Origin of the sequence: Actinokineospora terrae (assembly GCF_900111175.1) — a bacterium.
Classification (GTDB): Bacteria; Actinomycetota; Actinomycetes; order Mycobacteriales; family Pseudonocardiaceae; genus Actinokineospora; species Actinokineospora terrae.
On the sequence record NZ_FOGI01000008.1, the window covers coordinates 268,036 to 287,394 of the forward strand.

A 19,359-nucleotide genomic window follows, 5' to 3' on the forward strand; every position below is an offset into this window, starting at 1 on the left:
GTCGACGTGGAGTGGCTCCAACTGTGGACAACCACGGGCGTTGGGGATAACCGGCCAACGCGGTTCTAGGCGTCGGCGGGCTCGTGTTCGGCGTGCCGGATCTCGTCGCGGACCGCCCGGTAGTGCACCCACTCGTAGGCGATGAGGGCGATCAGCAGGGCGGCGAGCACGGCCAGCGCGACCAACGCGGGCAGGAACGCGACAAGCGGCGTGACCGCGATGAGAAGGACGCCGACCGCGAGTCGCTGGGGCTTGAGGTTGCGGCCGCAGCGCCAGGAAACGCCGGACTGGGCGAACAGGTAGAGCGCGGCGCCGCCGAACAACGCCCACAGCGGCGGTCCGTAGAGGTGGTCGGCGACGGTGTGGCCGTTGGCGCCCGCCACGTAGTTGAGCACCTTCTTGAGGCCGAGGGCCAGCATCACGATGCCCACGACGAGGGGCAGGTGCAGGAAGCTGAACGCCGAGCGCGCCATGCTCGCCCGCTCCACGCCGGTCGCCTCGGCCAGCGCGCGTTCGGCGATGAGCACGTGCGTGTCGAAGTAGGCCCACCACAGGCAGGCCGCCACGGTCAGCCCGAGCGTGGCCGCGGCGATGACCGGCCAGGAGATGGGCAGCGCGGTGACCCCGACGCCGATGGCCACGATCGACTCGCCGAGCGCGATGATGACGATCAGGCCGTGCCGCTCCGCGAAGTGCTTGGCGGAGTTGAGCCGCCACCCCGAGGCGCCGATGGCGAAGGTGCCGCCGTAGTCGGCGGCGACCGCGGCCACCCACAGCCCGATCTGGGCCGCGCCGCTGGTCTGCGCGGCGAGCAGGAGCAGCAGGGTGCCGCCGAGCATGGTCGGGGTGAACCGCAGCAGCTGCTTGCGCAGGCCGGGGTCGTCGGCGGCGCTGATCCAGAACAGCAGCAGGTGCACCGCGCGGACCAGCAGGTAGCAGAAGGCGAACACGACCGGCCCGGACAGCCCGCCAGCCAGGTCGTCGAACGCCTCCGGGATGGCCAGTGCGATGAGGAACATCGCGGCCATGGCGCCCAGCATCGCGGTGCGCGCGGTCCCCTCGTCGGCCTTGACCAGGTTCGACAGCCACGAGTAGCCGACCCAGCACCACCACACGACGGCGAGCACGAGGGTGCCGCGCAGCAGGCCGGGCCAGGTGGGGTCCTCGGCCATCAGCGCGGTCACCTGGGTCAGCGCGAAGACGAACACCAGGTCGAAGAACAGCTCCAGGGTGGTGGCCGTCGCCGACTCGCCCACCCGCTCCAACCTCGACCGGTACGGCTTGCTCATGGCGCAGATGGTGGCACGCCCGCCGGACCGAGGACACGGGTGAGCAGGTCGCGGAACCGGTCTATGTCCTCGGTGGTGTCGAACGCACGGCCTGGCACGGGGTGGAAACCTGACGGCCCGGTGCGCAGCAAGAAGCTCCGGTCGGTCTCCACCCAGCCGGTGAGGTCGGTGAGGACCAGGTCGCTGTAGGCGCTGCCGTCCGCGGTCATCATCCGCACCGAGTAGTCGTCGACGTCCGCGGTCACGGTCCGACCGGCGACAGGGTTACCCCGGAAGGCGTGCCTGATCGCGGCGAACGGGATGGCGGCGATGACCACGGCGCACACCAACCCGAACACGCCGGGCAGGGCCTGGCCCAGCACGAGCAGCACGACGGAGAACGCCCCCAGCGCCAGCGCGAACCACGGCACCCACCGGGTGAACGGCACCACGGCGCGCACGCCGTCGGCCCAGTCGGCGGGCACCGGGGTCCAGCGCAGTCGCATGACGGGCAGCTTAGGGAGCTGATCTGCCCGGTCGGGAGCGGGTCGCGTACCCTCGGTCCCCGTGTCAACTCCCAGTGCCACCTTCGCGGTGTGGGTTTCGGCGTGGCTGAACGGCTCGGCCGCCTCGGACGACGTCCTCGACGCGCTCACCCACTGGGCGCCCCTGCATGACGTGGTCGCGGTCGGCCAGCCCACCGCGGACTCCCTCGACGTCCCCCTGCGCGGTCAGGCAGGCGGCCAGGTGGCCGGTCTGCTCGCCGCGGTCCGCCGCGCCGAGTGCACCGGCGGGCGGCTCGTGCTGCCGGTCCCCGGTGACGTGCGCGGCCTCGGCGGCCGCAGCGAGTTCGCCGGGACCGCCCTGCACGCCGGTGAGGCCGTCGTGCTGCTCGGCGCTCCCATCGGCCTGGTCCCCGAGCCCATCGCCGACGGTGTGCTGCGCTGGACCGCCTTCGACATCGGCGACGCCCCCGCCGCCGAGCACATGCCCCTCGGCGAGGCCGAGCACGAGCTGACCGGCGCGATGCGGGTCGCCGCGGGCGTGCTGACCGAGCTGGGTGTCGCCAAGCACCGCTCCGGGGTCCGCGAGGAGATCACCGCCCGGGTCGCGCACCGCTCGGCGGCGCCGTGGCCCGAGGGCACCCCGCCGCGGGCGCTGCGGGTGCTGCAGCGCGCCAACGAGGTCTCGGCGATCCTCGACCTGGCGGCGGAGGACGCCCCGGGCGGCGCGCTGTCGTCGTCCTCGGCGCGCAGGCGCGCGGACGCCCTGCGGCCGCTGTTCGACGCGGTGCGGGTGGCCAGGCTGGCCGCCGTGGACGAGGCCGTCAGGGTCTTCTCCGACCACGCTGACAAGCACTGAATCGAAACCATTGCCGGTCTGCCCGGCCGCCCGCCGCGGCCGGGACCGCGCCGCTCCCAGGTGACCGGCGGATTACCGGTTCCGCGGTCGAGTCGGCCGCTGACCTGCGGTAGCGCCGCTCGGGGGCGACTTCGTGGCGTGGGTCTCACAGGTGGGTCCGAGCGCCGTCGGCGCCACTAGACCAATCCCGATCTGCCCGGTGTGACCCGCGACCACGCTCAGGGGTCACCGTACGTGGGCTTGCGAACAGCATCTTGCACGGAGACGAACACGGCGCGGTGGCCCGTTCACCGGTGTGGCGCTGGGAAACTACCGCCGGGTCACCCCGCGTGTGGGGCACCGTTTGTCGAATTCCCCCGTCCGCCAAGGTGATGCCCGCGGCGACGGCCGGGAACCGCCGCCCCCGTAGATCTTCCCGGCACAGGTCCGGGGAAACCCTTGTCTTCACGACGATTGCCGTCGCTAACGACCGGCCTTGCGGCCCCCAGCTGCGCCGACGCGGCCATCACCGGCGACATAACCCAGTGCTATGGGTCTTTGGGATGAGCGCGGGCGGCCCGCGTCGCCGATAGTGATCGCACTGGACCAACCGCTGTCACCGGAGTCACACCATGACCGCACAACTACTCGACCCCAAGCAGGCCGCCCGGCCGCTGGCGCTGGACACCAACCACCTGGGTGCCCTGCAGATGGTCGCGCGCGGCGAGGTCGGCGCCTACGGTGCTGCGGCGGCCTTGCGCCACCGCACCGACGACCTCGGGGTGCTGATGGTGAGCGCCCTGTTCACCCTGCGCCGCGACGGCTTCGTCGGCTTCGGCGACGCGGTGCCCGACCCGCGCGACGGCTGGCTGCAGGCGGGTCTGACCTCCGCCGGTGAGCGCCTGCTCGACATCTGGCTGCGCCGCGGCCGCCGCTCCCCCGACGAGGCCGCCCGCACCCGCGACTGGTTCGTGCTGCTGCGCTGCGCCCAGCGCGGCGACCTGGGCATGACCGAGGCCAACCAGGTCGTCGACCGCGGCAGCCCGGTGGAGAGCAGGCTCGCCGCCAGGATGCGCGAGCTGGTGAGCGCGGGCCACCTGGTCATCGGCGCCGCCCGCCTGCGCGACTGCCGGATGATCACCCTCAGCGAGACCGGCAGGGCACTGCACACGCGGCTCGATCTGTCCCAGAGCAACCACGGGTGAGGCGGCGATGATGAGGAACCCCCGAAGCGAGGTCTGCTGGGGCACGAACACCACCCACGGCGGCCGGGCCCACGTGGTACTGCACGGCAGCAGCACGGGCCTGTGCGGCCAACCCGTCGACACCCGCTACCAGGACCGCCCCACCGCCCGCCCCGTCTGCCCCGACTGCGCCATCTCCTACGTGGCCGCCGTCTTCCCCACCGAGGTGACAGCGCCAGACCTCCGGCACGAGGTCCGGCTGCGCGCCTGAGATAACCGAACCGCGGCGTCGGAGGTCCCCCTGCACCTCCGACGCCGCGGTTCGGCGTAGTACACAGTCGCGGTTCGGCGTAGTCGACTCAGTCGCGGTCGGCGTGGTCGTACTGTCGCGGTTCGGTGTCCAGCACTGCCACGGTTCGATGTACTCGGCACCGCCGCAGTTCGGCGCGCTCAAGGCCCTTGTACGGCAGGCTGTGGTCGCTTGCCGCTTCGGAGTACGTAGGCGGCGGTGGTGAGGAACCAGAGTTGGACGGTGGCGCTGCTGATGCTGATCAGCGGGCCCGCGTCCACGCCGAGGAGTTCTACCAGGGGTAGGGCCAGCGCGGCGGCGGTGAGCACGGTGAAAGCCCTGAGCCACAACGGGATGTTCGCGATCTTGGCGAGGCAGAACAGCCAGCCCGCCGCGAAGAGGGAGACGCCGAGGAGTTCGCCTACTCCGCCTGCGAAGGAGTTCAGGGCGTCGTACTGGACCTCGATCGCCTCGCGGTGGGTGCCGGACTGCCAGGACTGGGCCAGGTCGGGCATGGTGGTGAGCCAGCGGATGATGCCGACGCAGCGGGCCAGGGTGGAGAGGGCGGCGAAGGCAAGGCCTAGTCGGGCGAGTTGGGAGTCTTGGCGGTTGGGCGCAAGGGTTGTCGTTGCCCACAACGCCACCGGTAGGAACAACGCCGAGTAGGCGAGGTACACGACGTACCCGAGTCTTAGGGCGGTCTCGTTCTCGGCCACGCGCGGTAAGACCGTCGCGGCGGGTTCGCCCAGGCTGGCGGGCCAGTCGACGGCGGCGCCGAGGATCACCAGCGGGACGAACAGCAACACCCCCTCCACCAGCAACAACACCGCGGTCGCTCGTCCGCGTCCACCACTTGCATTGCGATCAGTAACTGCACTGCGATCAGTGTTCACACAGGCTACCGTAGCGCACTGCGAACACTGATCGCAACGCGCTACCCTCACGCGCATGGCGACCAGACGGGAACGGCTCAGGGAGCAGACGTCGGCCGAGATCAAGGCGGCGGCGTTGGCGCACCTGCGGGAGGGCGGCGGCGCGGCGCTGTCGTTGCGCGCGGTGGCGGTGTCGATCGGGATGAGCCCGGCGGGCCTGTACCGCTACTACCCGAACCGGGACGCGCTGCTGACCGAGCTGATCACCGACGGGTTCGCGGCGCTGGCGCACGAGGTGGCACGGGCCAGGGACGCGGCGGAGGGTGACGCCTTCGTGGCGGCGGCCCTGGCGTACCGGGAGTGGGCCCTGGCCCACCCGCACGAGTTCGCGCTCCTGTACGGAACGCCGATCCCGGACTACCAGGCCCCCGAGTCCGGCCCGACGTCGCACGCGAGCCGAGACGTGGGCGCCGCGTTCGTGCCGCCGATCGTCGCCGCGTGGCACCGCGGCACCCTCAAGCGCCAAGAGGTCACGCCCGCGCTGAACACTTTCGCCGCCGCGGTAGACCTACCTCCGGACGCGGCAGCGGTCGCGTTCACTGCCTGGACCGCGATCCACGGCCAGGTAGTCCTAGAGACCTTCGGCCACCTCGCGTGGCTCGGTGAAGACCCCGCCCCTCTAGCCGAGTCCCGCTTCCACGCCCTATCCGAGGATCTGGGAATCGCGCCCTAAGGGCGTGCGGGACGCTTCGCGGGTTCGCAGCAAAGAAGGGCGCAAAGAGTTCCGTTGAGGGTGCAGCCCGCGCTCGGGAATGCGGACAGTTTGGCGGGTTCGGCCTCGGCCAGGTGTTCCTGGACGAGCGACACCACCATCTCCGCGAACCGGGGATCGGCGTTGGGCGTGGCCGCGCGGGCGAACGGGATGCCCAGGGCGGCGGCTTTCTCGGCGGCCTCGGTGTCGAGGTCCCAGACGACTTCCAGGTGGTCGCTGACGAACCCGATAGGGCTCACGACGATGCCCGGGGCGGCGTGCAGGGTGTCGATGTGGTCGAGGATGTCGGGCGAGAGCCAGGGGATCCGCGGCGGCCCGGAGCGGGACTGCCAGACGACGTCGAACGAGTCCACCCCCACGGCCTCGGCGACGAGCCGGGCGGCCTCGGCGATCTGGCGCGAGTAGCGGTGGCCGCCCTCGCCGGGGGGACCGGAGGCGCGGTCGGCGGACTCCGGGACCGAGTGGGCGGTGAAGACCAGGCGACTGCCAGGCGGGACCTGGGCCCGGGCTTCCCGCACGGCGTCGGCCACGGCGGCGATGAACAGCGGGTGGTCGAAGAACTGGCGGAGTTTCACCAGGTCCGGGGCGCCCTCGCCGACCGACGCACGCGCCCGGGCGATGTCCTCGTGGTACTGCCTGCACGCCGAGTACCCGCCGTACGCGCTGGTCGGGAACACGAGCGCCCGCCGCACGCCGTCGGCCGCCATCGTGGCGAGGGTGTCCTCGACCATCGGGTGCCAGTTGCGGTTGCCGAAGTACACCGGCAGGTCGAGGCCGCGCCTGGCCAACTCGGCCCGCACGGCGGTGATGGCCTCCTGGTTGAGCCGGTTGATCGGCGACACCCCACCGAAGTGCTGGTAGTGCGCCTCGACCTCGTCCAACCGCTCCGGCGGCACACCCCGACCCCGGGTGACGTTCTCCAGGAACGGCCGGACCTCGGCGGGCCCCTCAGGCCCGCCGAAGGACAGCCACAGCAGCGCGTCGACCATCACATGCCCAGGGCGTGAACGCCCCCGTCGACCCACACCATGGACCCGGTCGTGGCAGGCAGCCAGTCCGAGAGCAGGGCGCAGACCGACTTGGCGACCGGCGTGGCGTCGTTGACGTCCCAGCCGAGCGGGGCGCGGTCGGCCCAGCCCGCCTCGAGGTCGGCGAAGCCGGGGATGGACTTGGCGGCCATGGTGCGCACCGGACCGGCGGCGACCAGGTTGACCCGCACGCCCCTGGGGCCCAGCTCGCGGGCCAGGTAGCGGTTGGTGGACTCGAACGCGGCCTTCGCCACGCCCATCCAGTTGTACGCGGGCCAGGCGACCCTGGCGTCGAAGTCGAGGCCGACGATGGAGGACCCCTCGGCCAGCAGCGGCAGCGCGGCCACCGACAGCGACTTCAGCGAGAACGCCGAGACCTCCAGCGCCACCGACACGTCCTGCCACGGGGCGTCCAGGAACGGCTCGCCGAGGCAGCTCTTGGGGGCGAACCCGATGGCGTGCACCAGGCCGTCGAGGCCGTCGACGTGCTCGCGGACGCGGTCGGCGAGGGTGTCGAGGTGCTCGAGGTTCTGCACGTCCAGCTCGACCACCGGCGCGGGCTGGGGCAGCCGCTTGGCGATCCGCTCGACCAGGCTGAGCCTGCCGAAGCCGGTCAGCACGACCTGCGCGCCCTGCTCCTGGGCTGCCTTGGCGACGTGGAAGGCGATGGAGGCGTCGGTGATGACGCCGGTGATCAGCAGCCGCTTGCCCTCGAGCAGTCCGGTCATGGCTAGGCAGGGTCCTTCCGGGGAGAGATCAGGGGGTGGTCAGTGGCCCATGCCGAGGCCGCCGTCGACCGGCAGCACGGCGCCGGTGATGTACCCGGCGGCGTCGGAGGTGAGGAAGGTGACCGCGGCGGCGACCTCCTCGGGGGTGGCGTAGCGGCCGGAGGGGATGGTCGCGAGGATCTGCTGCTTGCGCTCCTCGGTGAGCGCGTCGGTCATGTCGGTGGCGACGAAACCGGGGGCGACGACGTTCGCGGTGATGTCGCGCGACCCGAGCTCGCGGGCGATCGAGCGCGCCATGCCGACCAGGGCGGCCTTGCTGGCGGCGTAGTTGACCTGCCCGGGCGAGCCCATCAGGCCGACGACGGAGGAGATGTAGACGATGCGGCCGAAGCGCGCCTTGAGCATGCCGCGGGTGGCGCGCTTGGTGACCCGCCAGGCGCCGGTGAGGTTGGCGTCGATGACGCGGGTGAACTGGTCCTCCGACATGCGCATCAGCAGCGTGTCGTCGGTGATGCCCGCGTTGGCGATGAGCACCTCGACCGGCCCGTGCGCGTTCTCCACCTCGGTGAACGCGGCGTCGACGGCGGCGGAGTCGGTGACGTCGCACTGGACGCCGAGCAGCCCGTCCGGCGCGCCGGAGCCGCGGTGGGTGACGGCGACCTTGTCGCCCCGCTCCTGGTAGGCGCGCGCGATGGCCAACCCGATGCCCCGGTTGCCGCCCGTGACCAGTACCGACCGTCCCATTGCCATCCCATCCACCCGGCGACCACGTCCGCACGGAGGCTATCGGGCGGCGCCGACCCGGGGGCGGACCGGGGCGGACCGGCGGGTGAACGCGGCGTGAGCCAGGACACAGGAATGCGCGGGTCGGCTGTCCTGGCTCATTCGGGGGAACGGTCGCGGGCCATTTCCGGGGGCCCGGATCCGTTGTTCATCGAGGGAGTCGGCGCGGGTACCTCGGACGGCCGAAAGCGCGCGGGGAAATCGGCACCGTGCGTATTCGGTCGGCCACACTTTCGTGGCTGGGCAACACGCATAGAATTGGCGTATGCCCCGACGGTTCACCGGGTGGCCGGTACAGGCACTCGACGTGTTGCTCAAGCTGGAGGGCGTTCCCACGACCGAGGTGCGCGAGGACAACCGCGCGGATCGGGAGCGGCTGGTGCGCGCGCCGATGGTGGACCTGCTCTCGGACCTCGCCGACGCCGACCCGCGGTACGCCGATTTCTCGGTGTGGCACTTCGCCAAGGACCCGTTCTGGTGGCAGCACCAGGGCGCGGTGGTGCGGCTGGCGCGCAACGTGGAGATAGGCCTGCGCTTCGACCTCGACGGCCTGCACGTCAAAGGCGCCTGGCACTACCCGGACCCCGGCCAGGTCCGCCGATTCCGCGCCGCCGTCGCCGAAGACTCCACGGGCGCGGAACTCGTCGAGATCCTGGCAGCGTTACCGGATCAGTTCGAGGTGACCGGCGACGTCATGAAACGCGGCCCCCGCGACTACCCACCAGACCACCCCCGCGCAGACCTCTTGCGCTACCGCTCCCTGGTAGCCACGCGCCCCGTATGGCCCGACGACGCCATCCACACGGCGGCCGCCGTCGACCAAGTCCTTGCGGTAGCCCAAGAACTCGACGCCCTGTTGTCCTGGCTCGTACGGCACGTCCCCCTCCCCCAGCCCTGAAAGCCGGTGAGGCGCTAGCCGCGAGTTGCCGGGTCAGGGCAGGCGTTGCGTGAGGGTGAGGGAGAGGGCGGCGGCGAGGAGGGCGGCGAGGGTGCCGAGGATGAGCCAGGGGCGGCTGGCGTCGGCTTCCTTGATCTCGTAGCCGATCTGTTCGCCGAGGGTGTCGTAGACCTTGCGGAGTTGGTCGGCGGTGGCGGCCTTGTAGAAGTCGCCGCCCGAGAGGCTCGCGATCTCCTCCATGGCGCCGTCGTCGACGGCGACGGACTGGACGCGGCCCTCGATCTCGACGGTGCCGTCCGCGGTGCCGAAGGAGATGGTGGTGATGGGGATCTTGCGGTCGGCGGCGGCCTTGGCGGCGGTGAAGGAGCCGCGGGGGTCGTCCTCGTTCTCCGTGGGGATGGTCTGCTTGCCGTCCGACATCAGCACGATGCGCGCGGGCGGTGGTCCCTCGGGGCCGCCGACGACCTGGGAGAAGCCCTCGATCGATTGCAGGGCCGCGAAGATTGCCTCGCCGGTGGCGGTGGACTGGGCGAGCTTGAGGTTGTCGATCGCCTTGGCCACACCGCCGCGGTCGGTGGTGGGGGCGACCAGGACGGTGGCGGTGCCCGCGAAGGTGATCAGCCCGAGGTTCACCCCCGGGGTCAGCCCCTGGGCGAACGACTTGGCCGCCACCTGGGCCGCCTTGAGCCGGGTCGGGGCGACGTCGGTGGACTCCATCGACAGCGACACGTCGATCACCAGCATCACGGTGGCCCGGTTGCGCGGCACCCGCTGCTCGGCGGTCGGCCCGGCCATCGCGGTGGTCAGCAGCAGCAGCGCGAACACCAGCACGATCGCGGGCACGTGCCGCCACCGGCTCGGACCGGCCGAGGACACCCGCTCCAGCAGTTCCAGGTTCGTGAACCGCAGGGTCCGCTTGCGCCGGGACCGTTGCACGAGCACGTAACCGGCGACGAGCGCGGCCACGGCGATCAGCAGTAAGAACCACAGCGGGGCGGAGAAGTTCCGCAGGCTCAGGGTCACGCGGCTCCTCCGGACCAACGGCGCTTGCGGGCGACGACGAACCGCACGGTGTCGGCGATCCAGTCGGAGTCGGTGCGCAGCACCAGGTGTCCGCTGCCCGCGCGCCGGATGCCCGCGGCCACGGCGGCCCGGTGCTCGGCGGCGGCGGCGGCGAACTCCTTGCGCAGCAACGGGGACGCGGTCACCTCGCGCTGGCGCCCGGTCTCCGGGTCGGCCAGCACGACGGTGCCCACGTCGGGCAGGTCGACGTCGCGCGGGTCCACGACCTCGACCGCGACGAGTTCGTGGCGCAGCGACAGCGCGCGCATCGGGCGCTGCCACTCGGTGGCGCCCAGGAAGTCCGAGATCACCACCGCCAGCCCCCGGCGCCGCGGCGGCCTGCGCAGCTGCTCGATCGCCTCGGCCAGGTCACCCCGCACGCCCTCGGACGCGCGCGGCGTCTCGGCGACCTTGCGCACCAGCCCCCTGGCGTGCGCGAGACCACCGCGGGCGGGCACCCGGATCATCCGCTCGCCGGTGGAGATCAGCGCGCCGACGCGGTTGCCGCCGCCCCTGGTCAGGTGCGCGATCGCGGCCACGGCGGCGACGGCGAGATCGCGCTTCTCGCAGCCCGCGGTGCCGAAGTCGAGGCTGGCCGACAGGTCGACCACCAGCCACGTCTCCAGTTCGCGGTCGGCGACGGTCTCCCGGATGTGCGGGACCGTGGTGCGCGCGGTGACCGCCCAGTCCATCCGGCGCACGTCGTCGCCGGGCTGGTAGGGCCGGGCCTCGCCGGGTTCGGAGCCGGGCCCGGGGACCAGGCCGAGGTGGTTGCCCTGCAGCAGGCCGTCGAGCCTGCGCCGGACGTCGATCTCCAGCAGCCGCAGCCCCGCCTCCATCCGGTCGCCGCGCAGCACCGGGGGGACCCAGCTGGGCCGTTCGCCGTCGGTGGAGCTGTGCCTGCTCACGGCCTGCCGTTCACCCCGGCCGGGGTCGGGTGGCCGACGGCCTGCGGGCGCGCCGACACCTGCGGCAGCGGCACGGTCTGCAGGACGCGGGAGATCATGTGGTCGATGGGCACCCCGTCGGCGAGCGCGTCGTAGGACAGCACGAGCCGGTGGCGCAGCACGTCGGGCACCACGTCCACGACGTCCTGGGGCAGCACGTAGTCGCGGCCGCGGACCAGGGCGAGCGCGCGGGACGCGGCGACGATGCCGAGGCTGGCGCGCGGCGAGGCGCCGTAGGCGATCCAGCCCGCGACGTCGGCGAGGCCGTGCTCGGCGGGGGTGCGGGTCGCGAGCACCAGCCGGACGGTGTAGTCGACCAGCGCGTGGTGGACGAAGACGTTGGCGGCCACCGACTGCAGGCGGCTGAGCTCCTCGGGGGTGAGCACCTGGCTCGGCTCCGGCGGGGTCACCCCCATCCGGTAGACGATCTCGCGCTCCTCCTCCACCGTCGGGTACTCGACGATGATCTTGAAGAGGAACCGGTCGCGCTGGGCCTCGGGCAGCGGGTAGACGCCCTCGTTCTCGATCGGGTTCTGGGTGGCCAGCACCAGGAACGGGGTGGGCATCGGGAAGGTCTTGCCGCCGATGGACACGTGCCGCTCGGCCATCACCTCGAGCATCGCCGACTGCACCTTCGCGGGCGCGCGGTTGATCTCGTCGGCGAGCACGAAGTTGGCCACGACCGGGCCGAGTTCGACGTCGAAGCGCTCGCTGCCCTGCCGGTAGATGCGCGTGCCGAGGATGTCGGCAGGCACCAGGTCGGGGGTGAACTGGACGCGGGAGAACGACCCGCCGACGACCCTGGCGAAGGTCTCCACCGCGAGGGTCTTGGCCACGCCGGGCACGCCCTCGAGCAGCAGGTGCCCCTTGGCCAGCAGGCCGACCAGCATCCGCTCGACCAGGCGGTCCTGCCCGACGATCACCCGCTTGACCTCGAACACGGTGCGTTCGAGCAGCTGCGCGTCACGCGCGGGGGTCGTGGGCGCCTCGGCCTGCCCGGGGTCGGTCACCGGCATCCTCCTCGTGGATCTCACGACAGACCTCGCGGCCTACCGCGTACAGCCAACCGGACCACCGGTGTGAGCCCTGTGAACTCACTCTGGGAACGGGGCCCCGGTACTGGGAACGTGATCGGCCAGGTCCCCCGGGTGATCCACGTCGCGTGCGCTGCCGTCGAGATCGGGGAGGCGGACCGGCGCGAGTCCTGTGAGGACCTTACGCAGTGCTGCGTCGGCGAGCTTGGCGGGCATCGCCGCCCGGAGCCCGGCGGTCGGCCAGGCCCCGAGCAGCCACTGGTCGCGCCCTCCGCGGTCGACTAGCACGGCGGGCGGCGTGGCACGGAGGCGGTCGACGGTGGCTTTCGTGAGCGCGGGCAGATCGGCCGCGAGCAGGACGACGACCTCCGCGGTCACGAGGTCGAGCCCAGCAGCCAACCCCGCGACAGGTCCAGCGCCCGACTCCGCCTCACGGGTCCACCGAACCGGATGGACAGTCGCCCGCCGCGGCCCCACGACCACGACCTCATCGGCATGCACGACAGCACCAACCACCCGATCAAGCAACGAACGCCCCCCGACAACAAGCGCGACCTTGTCCACACCACCCATCCGGGTCGCCTTCCCCCCGGCCAAGACCACCGCCGCCCACCGCACACCGCCGAGCCTAGGCGCCGACCCGCTCGTCCCAGTTGATCGTGTGGGCGTGGATGTCGCCGAAGATGCGTTCGGGCGTGAAGAGGGTGCGGGTCAGCAGCGGGGTCAGCGCGCGGCTGACGGCCCTGGCGACCGGGCCTGCGGCCTTGGAGTTGTTGGTGCGGCGGGCGCCGGCGATGATCTTGTCGGTGCGGGGACGGCGCAGGTCCTCGTAGGCGGCGAACGCGCGTGGCAGGTCCGGGAGGTCGCGCAGGCACCTGGCCAGTTGGACGGCGCTCTCGGCGGTGATCGACACGCCCTGGCCGGAGCTGGGCGACGGGGCGTGCGCGGCGTCGCCGACGAGGACCATGCGGGCGCGGTGCCAGTGGCGGACCGAGGGCAGGATCTCCAGGGCGCCGGTGACCTGCAGGTCCCGCGCGCCGGCCAGCACCGACTCGGCCGGGTGGTCGCCCGCGTGGGCCTCGCGCAGGCGGCGCAGCCAGTCCTCGGTGGGCACCTCGCGGGCCTGAGCGGTCGACATCGCCCCCTGGTGCGGGAGGTTGCTGAACCACGCCGTGTCGCCGCCGGGTGTCCCCCAGTAGCCGAAGAAGGCGCGCTTGCCCTGCGCGAAGTGCATGACCTCGGGCCCGCCGATGCCCGGGACCGGCGGACCCCAGCCGCCGATGCCGAGCAGGCCGACCGGCGACGGGCCGGGCGCGGACGGGTCGATCAGGGTCCGGACCGTGGAGCGGATGCCGTCCGCGCCGACCAACAGGTCCGCGGTGGCGGTGGTGCCGTCGGCGAATACGGCCGTGATCGAGTCCGGGCTCTCCCGCACGCTCACGAGCCGCTTGCCGTACACGACCTCCGCGCCCAGCTCGACGGCCCGGTCGTGCAGCACCCGGTAGAGGTCCGACCGCCACATCGTGCGGCTGGCGGGCAGGCCGGGCAGCCCGTCGAAGGCGAAGACCCTCCTGCCCCGGAAGTCCTCCATCACCATCGTGGTGGTCGGCTGCCCCAGCGCGCCGACCTGCTGCCCCGCGCCGACCGCGGCGAACGCGTCGAGCCCGTTGGGGGCGACCATCAGCATCCCGCCGACCCCGTCCGCGGCCTCGGCGTGCGCCTCGAAGACCGTCACCGCCACCCCGGCCCGCCGCAGCGCCGCCGCCGTCACCGGCCCCGCGATACCGCCGCCGATGACCAGCGCTGTCCTCACTGCTCCGGTGCGCTCCATGGTGTCCCCTCTCCCAACGCTTCCTGCCAGGCGCGGAGGTATTCCGGCGCCTTCAGGCCGTCGATGAGGGTGGTGACGAAGCGCCGTTCGGCCTCCAGCAGCGCGAGCCGGTAGTCCTCCTCGACCAGGAAGACCCACGGCAGGCCCTGCTCCTTCGCCCGGGCGGTGTCGGCGGTGATCTCGGCGGCTTCCCGGTCGAGTGCGACCAGCCGGGTGCCGAGCAGCTCGACGGCCTCCCCCGGTTCGAGCACGCCGAGCAGCGACAGCGCGACGCCGAACCGCGGGTACTCGTGCTCGGGTTCGGCGACCAGCTCGCGCATCCAGTCGTAGAGCTCCGCCCGGCCGCTGTCGGTGAGCGCGTAGACGGTGCGCTCCGGCCGCGCCGTGTCCCGCACCGTCTCCTGCTCGGCGATGAACCCGGCTTTGCGCAGCTGCTCGACGACCATGTAGAGCGAGCCCCGGTTGTACTTGATGTTGCGGTCCTTGCCGGTCTCCTTGAGCCTGCGCCCCATCTCGTAGGGGTGCATGGGCTCCAGCAGCAGACCGGAGAGCACCGCGAGCGCCAGCGGGTTGCCCACCGCGCGTCGCTTGGCCACCACATCCTCATCTCTAGCCGACACCAACTATCTCGACTCAACTAGTCAGTGTCAACTAATTAGTTCCGGACCATCCCCCGCATACCCTGGCAGGCCCGCGCCGCGCTGGTTACGTTGTGCCCATGGCGGACGCCCCGGCGGTCGAGATCGAGGTCGGTGACCACACCGTCCGGGTGTCCAATCCGGACCGGGTGTACTTCCCCGAGCGCGGGGCCACCAAGCTCGACCTGGTGAACTACTACCTGTCGGTCGGCGACGGGATCGTGCGCGCGCTGCGGGAGCGGCCGTGCATGACGCACCGCTTCCCCAAGGGGGTCACCGGCGACAAGGTGCACCAGAAGCGGGTCCCGCACGGGGCGCCGCCGTGGCTGGAGACGGTGCGCGTGCACTTCCCCCGGTACAACCGGTACGCCGACGAGCTGTGCGTCACCAAGCTCGCCGACGTCGCGTGGGCGGTGCAGATGTCCACTGTCGAGTTCCACCCGTGGAACTCGCGCCGCGCCGACACCGAGCGCCCGGACGAGTGGCGGATCGACCTGGACCCGATGCCGGACTGCGGGTTCGACCGGGTCCGCCGGGTCGCGCACGTCGCCCACGAGGTGCTCGACGAACTCGGCGCGGTGGGCTGGCCGAAGACCTCCGGCGGCAAGGGGCTGCACGTCTACGTGCGGATCGCGGCGGAGTGGTCGTTCGGCGACGTGCGGCGGGCGGCACTGGCATTCGCGCGCGAGGTCGAGCGGCGCGCTCCGGAGGACGTGACGACCACGTGGTGGCGCAAGGACCGCGACCCGGCGGCGCTGTTCGTCGACTACAACCAGAACGCGCGCGACCACACGATCGCCTCCGCGTACTCGGTGCGCGGCGTGCCGGAGGCGACGGTGTCCACACCGCTGCGCTGGGACGAGATCGACGACGTCGACCCGCGCGACTGCACCATCGCCACCGTGCCCGCCCGCTTCGCCGAACTGGGCGACCTGCACGCGACCATCGACGACGCCGCATACCGCCTGGACACCCTGCTCGACTGGGCCGACCGCGACGACCGCGACGGCGCGGTAGACCCCGGGGAACCCGAATAGCGCGTTGGTCCTCCTTGCGCCCCAACGGTTTCCGCCGGCGCGCGGTTCCCGGCGACGAGCCTCACGGTCATCGAGCCCTAGTGGCCGACCCCTGGTCTCCGCGGGTTTGGCCGCCGTCCCGGTGGCCCTCGGCGCTGAGCAGCCCCCGAATCCAGCCTCGTGGGCGCTGAACAGGGGGAACCAGCGGCGAGATCGGACTGTGGACAGGTCACGGCGTTGGGGACGAGCACCGTGGCCGGTGCGCCGAGGGGTGATCAAGCCACGACGCCGCCCCGGTCGAGGCGGGCGGCGTCGTGAGGGGGTCGGGCGGGAGGTCAGGCCGGGCCGAGGTCGGCGGAGGTCCAGTGTTCGACCTTGAGGCGGAAGACGGTCTGCTGGCCCTCTTCCTTGAGGTAGGCCAGGTAGGCGTCGAGGCGCTCGGGGCGGACGTAGCGGGAGGCCATCTCGCGCAGGTAGTCCTCGTTGCCCGGCTCACCGACGGCGGGGCCCTCGACGGAGACGTAGCGGATGGTCGGCGACAGGCGCTCCACCAGCAGCGAGAACCGGCCCGCGCGCTCGATCAGCCGCGCCTTGCGGGAGGTGGACTTGGTGGTGATCCACAGCTGGCCACCCGGCTCGTACTTGTACCAGATCGGGACCTGCAGCGGCCCGCGCCCGTCCTCGGCGGACACGGCGAGCGACCCGATGTGCGGTTCGAGGAGGAACTGCTCACGTTCTTCAAGAGTCAGTGGCATGACCTCGAGCCTACCGGCAATTCACCGACAACCCCGCACCACCAACGGTTTCCGACCGGACCACCGGTTCAGGGGTACCCCTGAACCGGACGTCCCACCGGGTGGGCTCGGGACCTGGCGGGCGCGCGGGCGGCCCGGGTTCGGTATAAGGAGACGTGATCTTCGACGACGCCCGGAGCCGGACGGCTGCCGGGCCGCTGGCCGACCTTGACGCCTTCGTGCGGATGCCGCAGGTGGCCGGGCTGTGGCTGTCCCACGACGGCGACCGGCTGGTCGTCGGGGTCTCGCTGCCCGACGAGACGGGCACCCGCTACACCCGGTCGCTGTGGGAGGTCGACCCGCGCGGGCGGCGGGCCGCGCGCAGGCTCACCCGGGGTCCGGAGGGTGAGACCGGCGCCGGGTTCACACCATCGGGCGATGTGCTGTTCACCTCGACCCGGTCGGCCCCCGAGGACGGCCCGGCGCTGTGGGTGCTGCCCGCGACCGGCGGCGACCCCGAGCCGCTCGTGCGGCCCGGCGGCGGGATCCGGGGCGTGCAGACCGCGGCGGACGGGACGATCGTGTTCGGCTCCGGCATGCTGCCCTCCGCGGTGGACCTGGCCTCCGACCGGGCGCTGCGGGAGGTGCGGGCCGACGCGTGCGTGTCCGCGGTGCTGCACGAGGAGTTCCCCATCCGGCACTGGGACCACGACCTGGGGCCCGAGCGCACCCGGCTGCTCGTGCGCGGACCGGACGGCGTGCGCGACCTGACCGGCCACGTCGGCCGCGCCCTGGGCGAGGAGTGCGGCTGGGACCTCAGCCCGGACGGCAGGACCGTGGTCACCATGTGGGCGGTCGGCGAACCGGGCGGCTCGCAGCGGCACACCGTGGTCGCCATCGACGTCGCCACCGGCGCCAGGCGGGTCCTCGCCGACGACCACGGCCACGAGTACGAGTCCCCGCGCGTCTCCCCCGACGGCACCCGGGTCGCGGTGGTCGTCCAGCGCCGCAAGTGCCCCGACGACCCGGGCGACCGCTGGCTCGGTCTGGTGCCGCTCGACGGTGGACCGGTCGAGGCGTTGACCGCGGCATGGGACCGGTGGCCGCACACCGCGCGGTGGACCCCGGACGGCGCCGCGATCGTGGTGTCCGCCGACGACCGCGGCCGGTCCCCGCTGTGGCTGGTCGACGTGGCCACCGGCGAGGCCACCAGGCTCACCACCGACGACGCCGCCTACACCGACACCTGCGTCTCCCCCGACGGCCGGTGGGTCTACGCGCTGCGCTCGACGATCGACAGCCCGCCGGTCCCGGTGCGCGTCTCGCTGCCCGGCGGCGACATCACCCCGCTGCCGGACCCGGCGTCGGCGCTCGGGATCGCGACCCACGTGCGCGGCAGGCTCACCGAGGTGACCACGACCGCGTCGGACGGGACGCCGCTGCGGGCGTGGTTGACGCTGCCCGCGACCGCGAGCCCGGAGTCGCCCGCGCCGCTGCTGCTGTGGATCCACGGCGGGCCGGTGCTCTCGCGCAACAACTGGTCCTGGCGGTGGAACCCGTGGATCGCCTCCGCGCGGGGCTACGCGGTCCTGATGCCCGACCCCGCGCTGTCGACCGGCTACGGCGTCGACTTCATCCGCCGCGGCTGGAGCGCCTGGGGCGAGACCCCGTACACGGACCTGATGGAGATCACCGACGCCGCGCTGCGCAGACCCGACCTCGACCCCACCAGGACCGCCGCGATGGGCGGCTCCTTCGGCGGCTACATGGCCAACTGGATCGCGGGCCACACCGACCGCTTCGCCGCGATCGTCACCCACGCCTCGGTGTGGGACCTCGACCACTCGACCGACACCGCCGACATCGCCTACGACTTCCGCCGCGAGATGACCCCCCAGGTCGCCGAGGCCAACTCCCCCCACCACCACGCCGACAAGATCACCACCCCCATGCTGGTCATCCACGGCGCCCGCGACTTCCGCGTCCCGATCAGCGAGGCCCTGCGGCTGTGGTGGGACCTCTCGGCCCGCTGCGCGGACGGCACCGGCCCGCACCGCTTCCTGTACTTCCCGGACGAGAACCACTTCATCCTGGCCCCCAACAACGTCCGCCTCTGGTACGCCACCGTCCTGGCCTTCCTCGCCGAACACGTCCTCGGTGAGGAGTGGCACCGCCCCGCGTTGCTGGGCTGATCCCCGGGGCCGGGCCGCGGCCTGAGTTCGGAACTCGGCGTAGGCCCGGGCCGGATCCTGGTGGCGAGTTGGGTCTGGGGTCAGGCTTGGGCCTTGGCCGTGATGTGGGCGACGACGGTGGTTTTGGCTTCGGCGTAGTCCTGGACGTGGCGCCAGGTGGTGGTGGCCAGGTGGCGCTTGGTGTCGGCGTAGTGGTCGCGGTCGGAGTCGTTGGCGCGCAACCGGTCGCGGAAGCGGAGCATGCGGTCGGCCTCGGGGCAGCCGTCGCCGAAGACGTGCAGGTTGATGTCGGTGTCGGGGCCCTTGAACAGGCGGTGCTCGAACCAGTCGGGCTCGCGCACCCGCAGGACGTACCCGGCGGTCTCCAGCGCGGGCAGGTACCCGGGCTCGTCGGCGGCGTCGGGCACGAGCAGCAGCATGTCGATGATCGGCTTGGCGGTGAGCCCCGGCACGGAGGTGGACCCGACGTGCTCCAGGCGGCGCGCCACCGGTCCCAGCACGGCGCGGACCCGGTGCTCCTCGCGGGCGTAGAGGTCGGGCCAGCGCGGGTCGTACTCGACGAGGGTGATCGGCGCCGCGTGCGGACGCACCTCGCCGACGATCACCTTCTGGAGGTCGTCATCGCTGATGGGGGGCATGGTGCTCCTTCACTTCGGTGGACGAAGGCAGCAGGCCAACCTAACAGGTGACCCCCGAAAGGGCGTCATGGATTCCCCCGCCCGGCGCGGTGTACTGGTCCGAC

At 72.3% G+C, this 19,359-nt stretch carries 21 protein-coding genes; 7 read left to right on the forward strand and 14 right to left on the reverse strand.

Annotated features, from left to right (window positions below):
* Positions 1 to 65: 65 nt before the first annotated feature.
* Together BMY07_RS19985 and BMY07_RS19990 are read right to left on the reverse strand one after the other, a co-directional pair.
* The gene (locus BMY07_RS19985) at positions 66 to 1,289 is read right to left on the reverse strand and encodes a low temperature requirement protein A (RefSeq protein WP_092780576.1); all 1,224 of its coding nucleotides are present in this window, start codon (positions 1,287 to 1,289) and stop codon (positions 66 to 68) included.
* Positions 1,286 to 1,774, reverse strand: coding sequence for a YcxB family protein (locus BMY07_RS19990; RefSeq protein WP_143073556.1), 489 nt, complete (start codon positions 1,772 to 1,774; stop codon positions 1,286 to 1,288). The genes BMY07_RS19985 and BMY07_RS19990 overlap by 4 nt, the downstream gene beginning before the upstream one ends.
* Before the next feature lie 61 nt (positions 1,775 to 1,835).
* Here BMY07_RS19990 and BMY07_RS19995 point away from each other — a divergent pair, with 61 nt between their 5' ends.
* The 3 genes from BMY07_RS19995 to BMY07_RS20005 all read left to right on the forward strand — a co-directional run bounded on the left by BMY07_RS19995 (position 1,836) and on the right by BMY07_RS20005 (position 4,064).
* Positions 1,836 to 2,630 carry a hypothetical protein gene (locus BMY07_RS19995; protein ID WP_092780582.1) on the forward strand — a complete coding sequence of 265 codons (795 nt, stop codon included), beginning with the start codon at positions 1,836 to 1,838 and terminating at the stop codon, positions 2,628 to 2,630.
* 611 nt (positions 2,631 to 3,241) lie between these two features.
* Complete coding sequence (locus BMY07_RS20000; RefSeq protein WP_092780585.1) at positions 3,242 to 3,814, forward strand: hypothetical protein; 573 nt, start codon at positions 3,242 to 3,244, stop codon at positions 3,812 to 3,814.
* A 10-nt stretch (positions 3,815 to 3,824) separates the two neighbouring features.
* Positions 3,825 to 4,064, forward strand: coding sequence for a hypothetical protein (locus BMY07_RS20005; protein WP_143073557.1), 240 nt, complete (start codon positions 3,825 to 3,827; stop codon positions 4,062 to 4,064).
* A gap of 179 nt (positions 4,065 to 4,243) precedes the next feature.
* Here the strand turns inward: BMY07_RS20005 and BMY07_RS20010 are convergent, their stop codons facing one another.
* Positions 4,244 to 4,909, reverse strand: a complete 666-nt coding sequence (locus tag BMY07_RS20010; RefSeq protein ID WP_177215657.1) for a DUF4386 family protein — start codon at positions 4,907 to 4,909, stop codon at positions 4,244 to 4,246.
* Between the two features lie 121 nt (positions 4,910 to 5,030).
* Here BMY07_RS20010 and BMY07_RS20015 point away from each other — a divergent pair, with 121 nt between their 5' ends.
* The gene (locus BMY07_RS20015) at positions 5,031 to 5,687 is read left to right on the forward strand and encodes a TetR/AcrR family transcriptional regulator (protein WP_092780594.1); all 657 of its coding nucleotides are present in this window, start codon (positions 5,031 to 5,033) and stop codon (positions 5,685 to 5,687) included.
* On the opposite strand, the gene BMY07_RS20020 is transcribed toward BMY07_RS20015, so the two are convergent.
* From BMY07_RS20020 to fabG, 3 genes are read right to left on the reverse strand one after another with little or no spacing between them, the layout of a single operon-like run.
* Entirely contained in the window at positions 5,684 to 6,718 is a 1,035-nt protein-coding gene (locus BMY07_RS20020) for a ferrochelatase (RefSeq protein ID WP_092780597.1), read from the reverse strand. The two genes, BMY07_RS20015 and BMY07_RS20020, sit on opposite strands and share 4 nt — an antisense overlap.
* The gene (gene fabI / locus BMY07_RS20025) at positions 6,715 to 7,482 is read right to left on the reverse strand and encodes an enoyl-ACP reductase FabI (RefSeq protein WP_092780600.1); all 768 of its coding nucleotides are present in this window, start codon (positions 7,480 to 7,482) and stop codon (positions 6,715 to 6,717) included. The genes BMY07_RS20020 and fabI overlap by 4 nt, the downstream gene beginning before the upstream one ends.
* 39 nt (positions 7,483 to 7,521) lie before the next feature.
* On the reverse strand, positions 7,522 to 8,226 hold the full coding sequence (gene fabG / locus BMY07_RS20030; RefSeq protein WP_092780603.1) for a beta-ketoacyl-ACP reductase: 705 nt from the start codon (positions 8,224 to 8,226) through the stop codon (positions 7,522 to 7,524).
* Positions 8,227 to 8,530: 304 nt separating this feature from the next.
* Here fabG and BMY07_RS20035 point away from each other — a divergent pair, with 304 nt between their 5' ends.
* The gene (locus tag BMY07_RS20035) at positions 8,531 to 9,163 is read left to right on the forward strand and encodes a DUF2461 family protein (RefSeq protein WP_092780606.1); all 633 of its coding nucleotides are present in this window, start codon (positions 8,531 to 8,533) and stop codon (positions 9,161 to 9,163) included.
* Positions 9,164 to 9,196: 33 nt separating this feature from the next.
* On the opposite strand, the gene BMY07_RS20040 is transcribed toward BMY07_RS20035, so the two are convergent.
* The 6 genes from BMY07_RS20040 to BMY07_RS20065 all read right to left on the reverse strand — a co-directional run bounded on the left by BMY07_RS20040 (position 9,197) and on the right by BMY07_RS20065 (position 14,633).
* The gene (locus BMY07_RS20040; protein ID WP_092781140.1) at positions 9,197 to 10,180 is read right to left on the reverse strand and encodes a VWA domain-containing protein; all 984 of its coding nucleotides are present in this window, start codon (positions 10,178 to 10,180) and stop codon (positions 9,197 to 9,199) included.
* A gap of 2 nt (positions 10,181 to 10,182) precedes the next feature.
* Positions 10,183 to 11,064 (reverse strand): DUF58 domain-containing protein, encoded by an 882-nt coding sequence (locus BMY07_RS20045; protein WP_177215682.1) that lies wholly within the window; start codon positions 11,062 to 11,064, stop codon positions 10,183 to 10,185.
* Between the two features lie 65 nt (positions 11,065 to 11,129).
* A complete protein-coding gene (locus BMY07_RS20050; protein WP_170224472.1) occupies positions 11,130 to 12,188 on the reverse strand; it encodes an AAA family ATPase in 1,059 nt (352 codons plus the stop codon).
* Positions 12,189 to 12,266: 78 nt separating this feature from the next.
* Positions 12,267 to 12,824, reverse strand: coding sequence for a molybdenum cofactor guanylyltransferase (gene mobA / locus BMY07_RS20055; protein WP_092780612.1), 558 nt, complete (start codon positions 12,822 to 12,824; stop codon positions 12,267 to 12,269).
* Positions 12,825 to 12,834: 10 nt separating this feature from the next.
* Complete coding sequence (locus BMY07_RS20060) at positions 12,835 to 14,019, reverse strand: FAD-dependent oxidoreductase (RefSeq protein WP_245782512.1); 1,185 nt, start codon at positions 14,017 to 14,019, stop codon at positions 12,835 to 12,837.
* Entirely contained in the window at positions 14,016 to 14,633 is a 618-nt protein-coding gene (locus BMY07_RS20065; RefSeq protein ID WP_092780619.1) for a PadR family transcriptional regulator, read from the reverse strand. The genes BMY07_RS20060 and BMY07_RS20065 overlap by 4 nt, the downstream gene beginning before the upstream one ends.
* A 122-nt stretch (positions 14,634 to 14,755) precedes the next feature.
* On the opposite strand from BMY07_RS20065, the gene ligD reads away from it, so the two are divergent.
* Positions 14,756 to 15,712 (forward strand): non-homologous end-joining DNA ligase, encoded by a 957-nt coding sequence (gene ligD, locus BMY07_RS20070; protein ID WP_092780622.1) that lies wholly within the window; start codon positions 14,756 to 14,758, stop codon positions 15,710 to 15,712.
* A gap of 314 nt (positions 15,713 to 16,026) precedes the next feature.
* On the opposite strand, the gene BMY07_RS20075 is transcribed toward ligD, so the two are convergent.
* The gene (locus tag BMY07_RS20075) at positions 16,027 to 16,446 is read right to left on the reverse strand and encodes a pyridoxamine 5'-phosphate oxidase family protein (RefSeq protein ID WP_092780625.1); all 420 of its coding nucleotides are present in this window, start codon (positions 16,444 to 16,446) and stop codon (positions 16,027 to 16,029) included.
* Positions 16,447 to 16,601: 155 nt separating this feature from the next.
* On the opposite strand from BMY07_RS20075, the gene BMY07_RS20080 reads away from it, so the two are divergent.
* The gene (locus tag BMY07_RS20080) at positions 16,602 to 18,617 is read left to right on the forward strand and encodes a S9 family peptidase (protein WP_245782513.1); all 2,016 of its coding nucleotides are present in this window, start codon (positions 16,602 to 16,604) and stop codon (positions 18,615 to 18,617) included.
* Between the two features lie 80 nt (positions 18,618 to 18,697).
* Here the strand turns inward: BMY07_RS20080 and BMY07_RS20085 are convergent, their stop codons facing one another.
* Positions 18,698 to 19,255: a GrpB family protein gene (locus BMY07_RS20085; protein ID WP_092780628.1), complete on the reverse strand. Its 558-nt coding sequence runs from the start codon at positions 19,253 to 19,255 to the stop codon at positions 18,698 to 18,700.
* Positions 19,256 to 19,359: the final 104 nt, after the last annotated feature.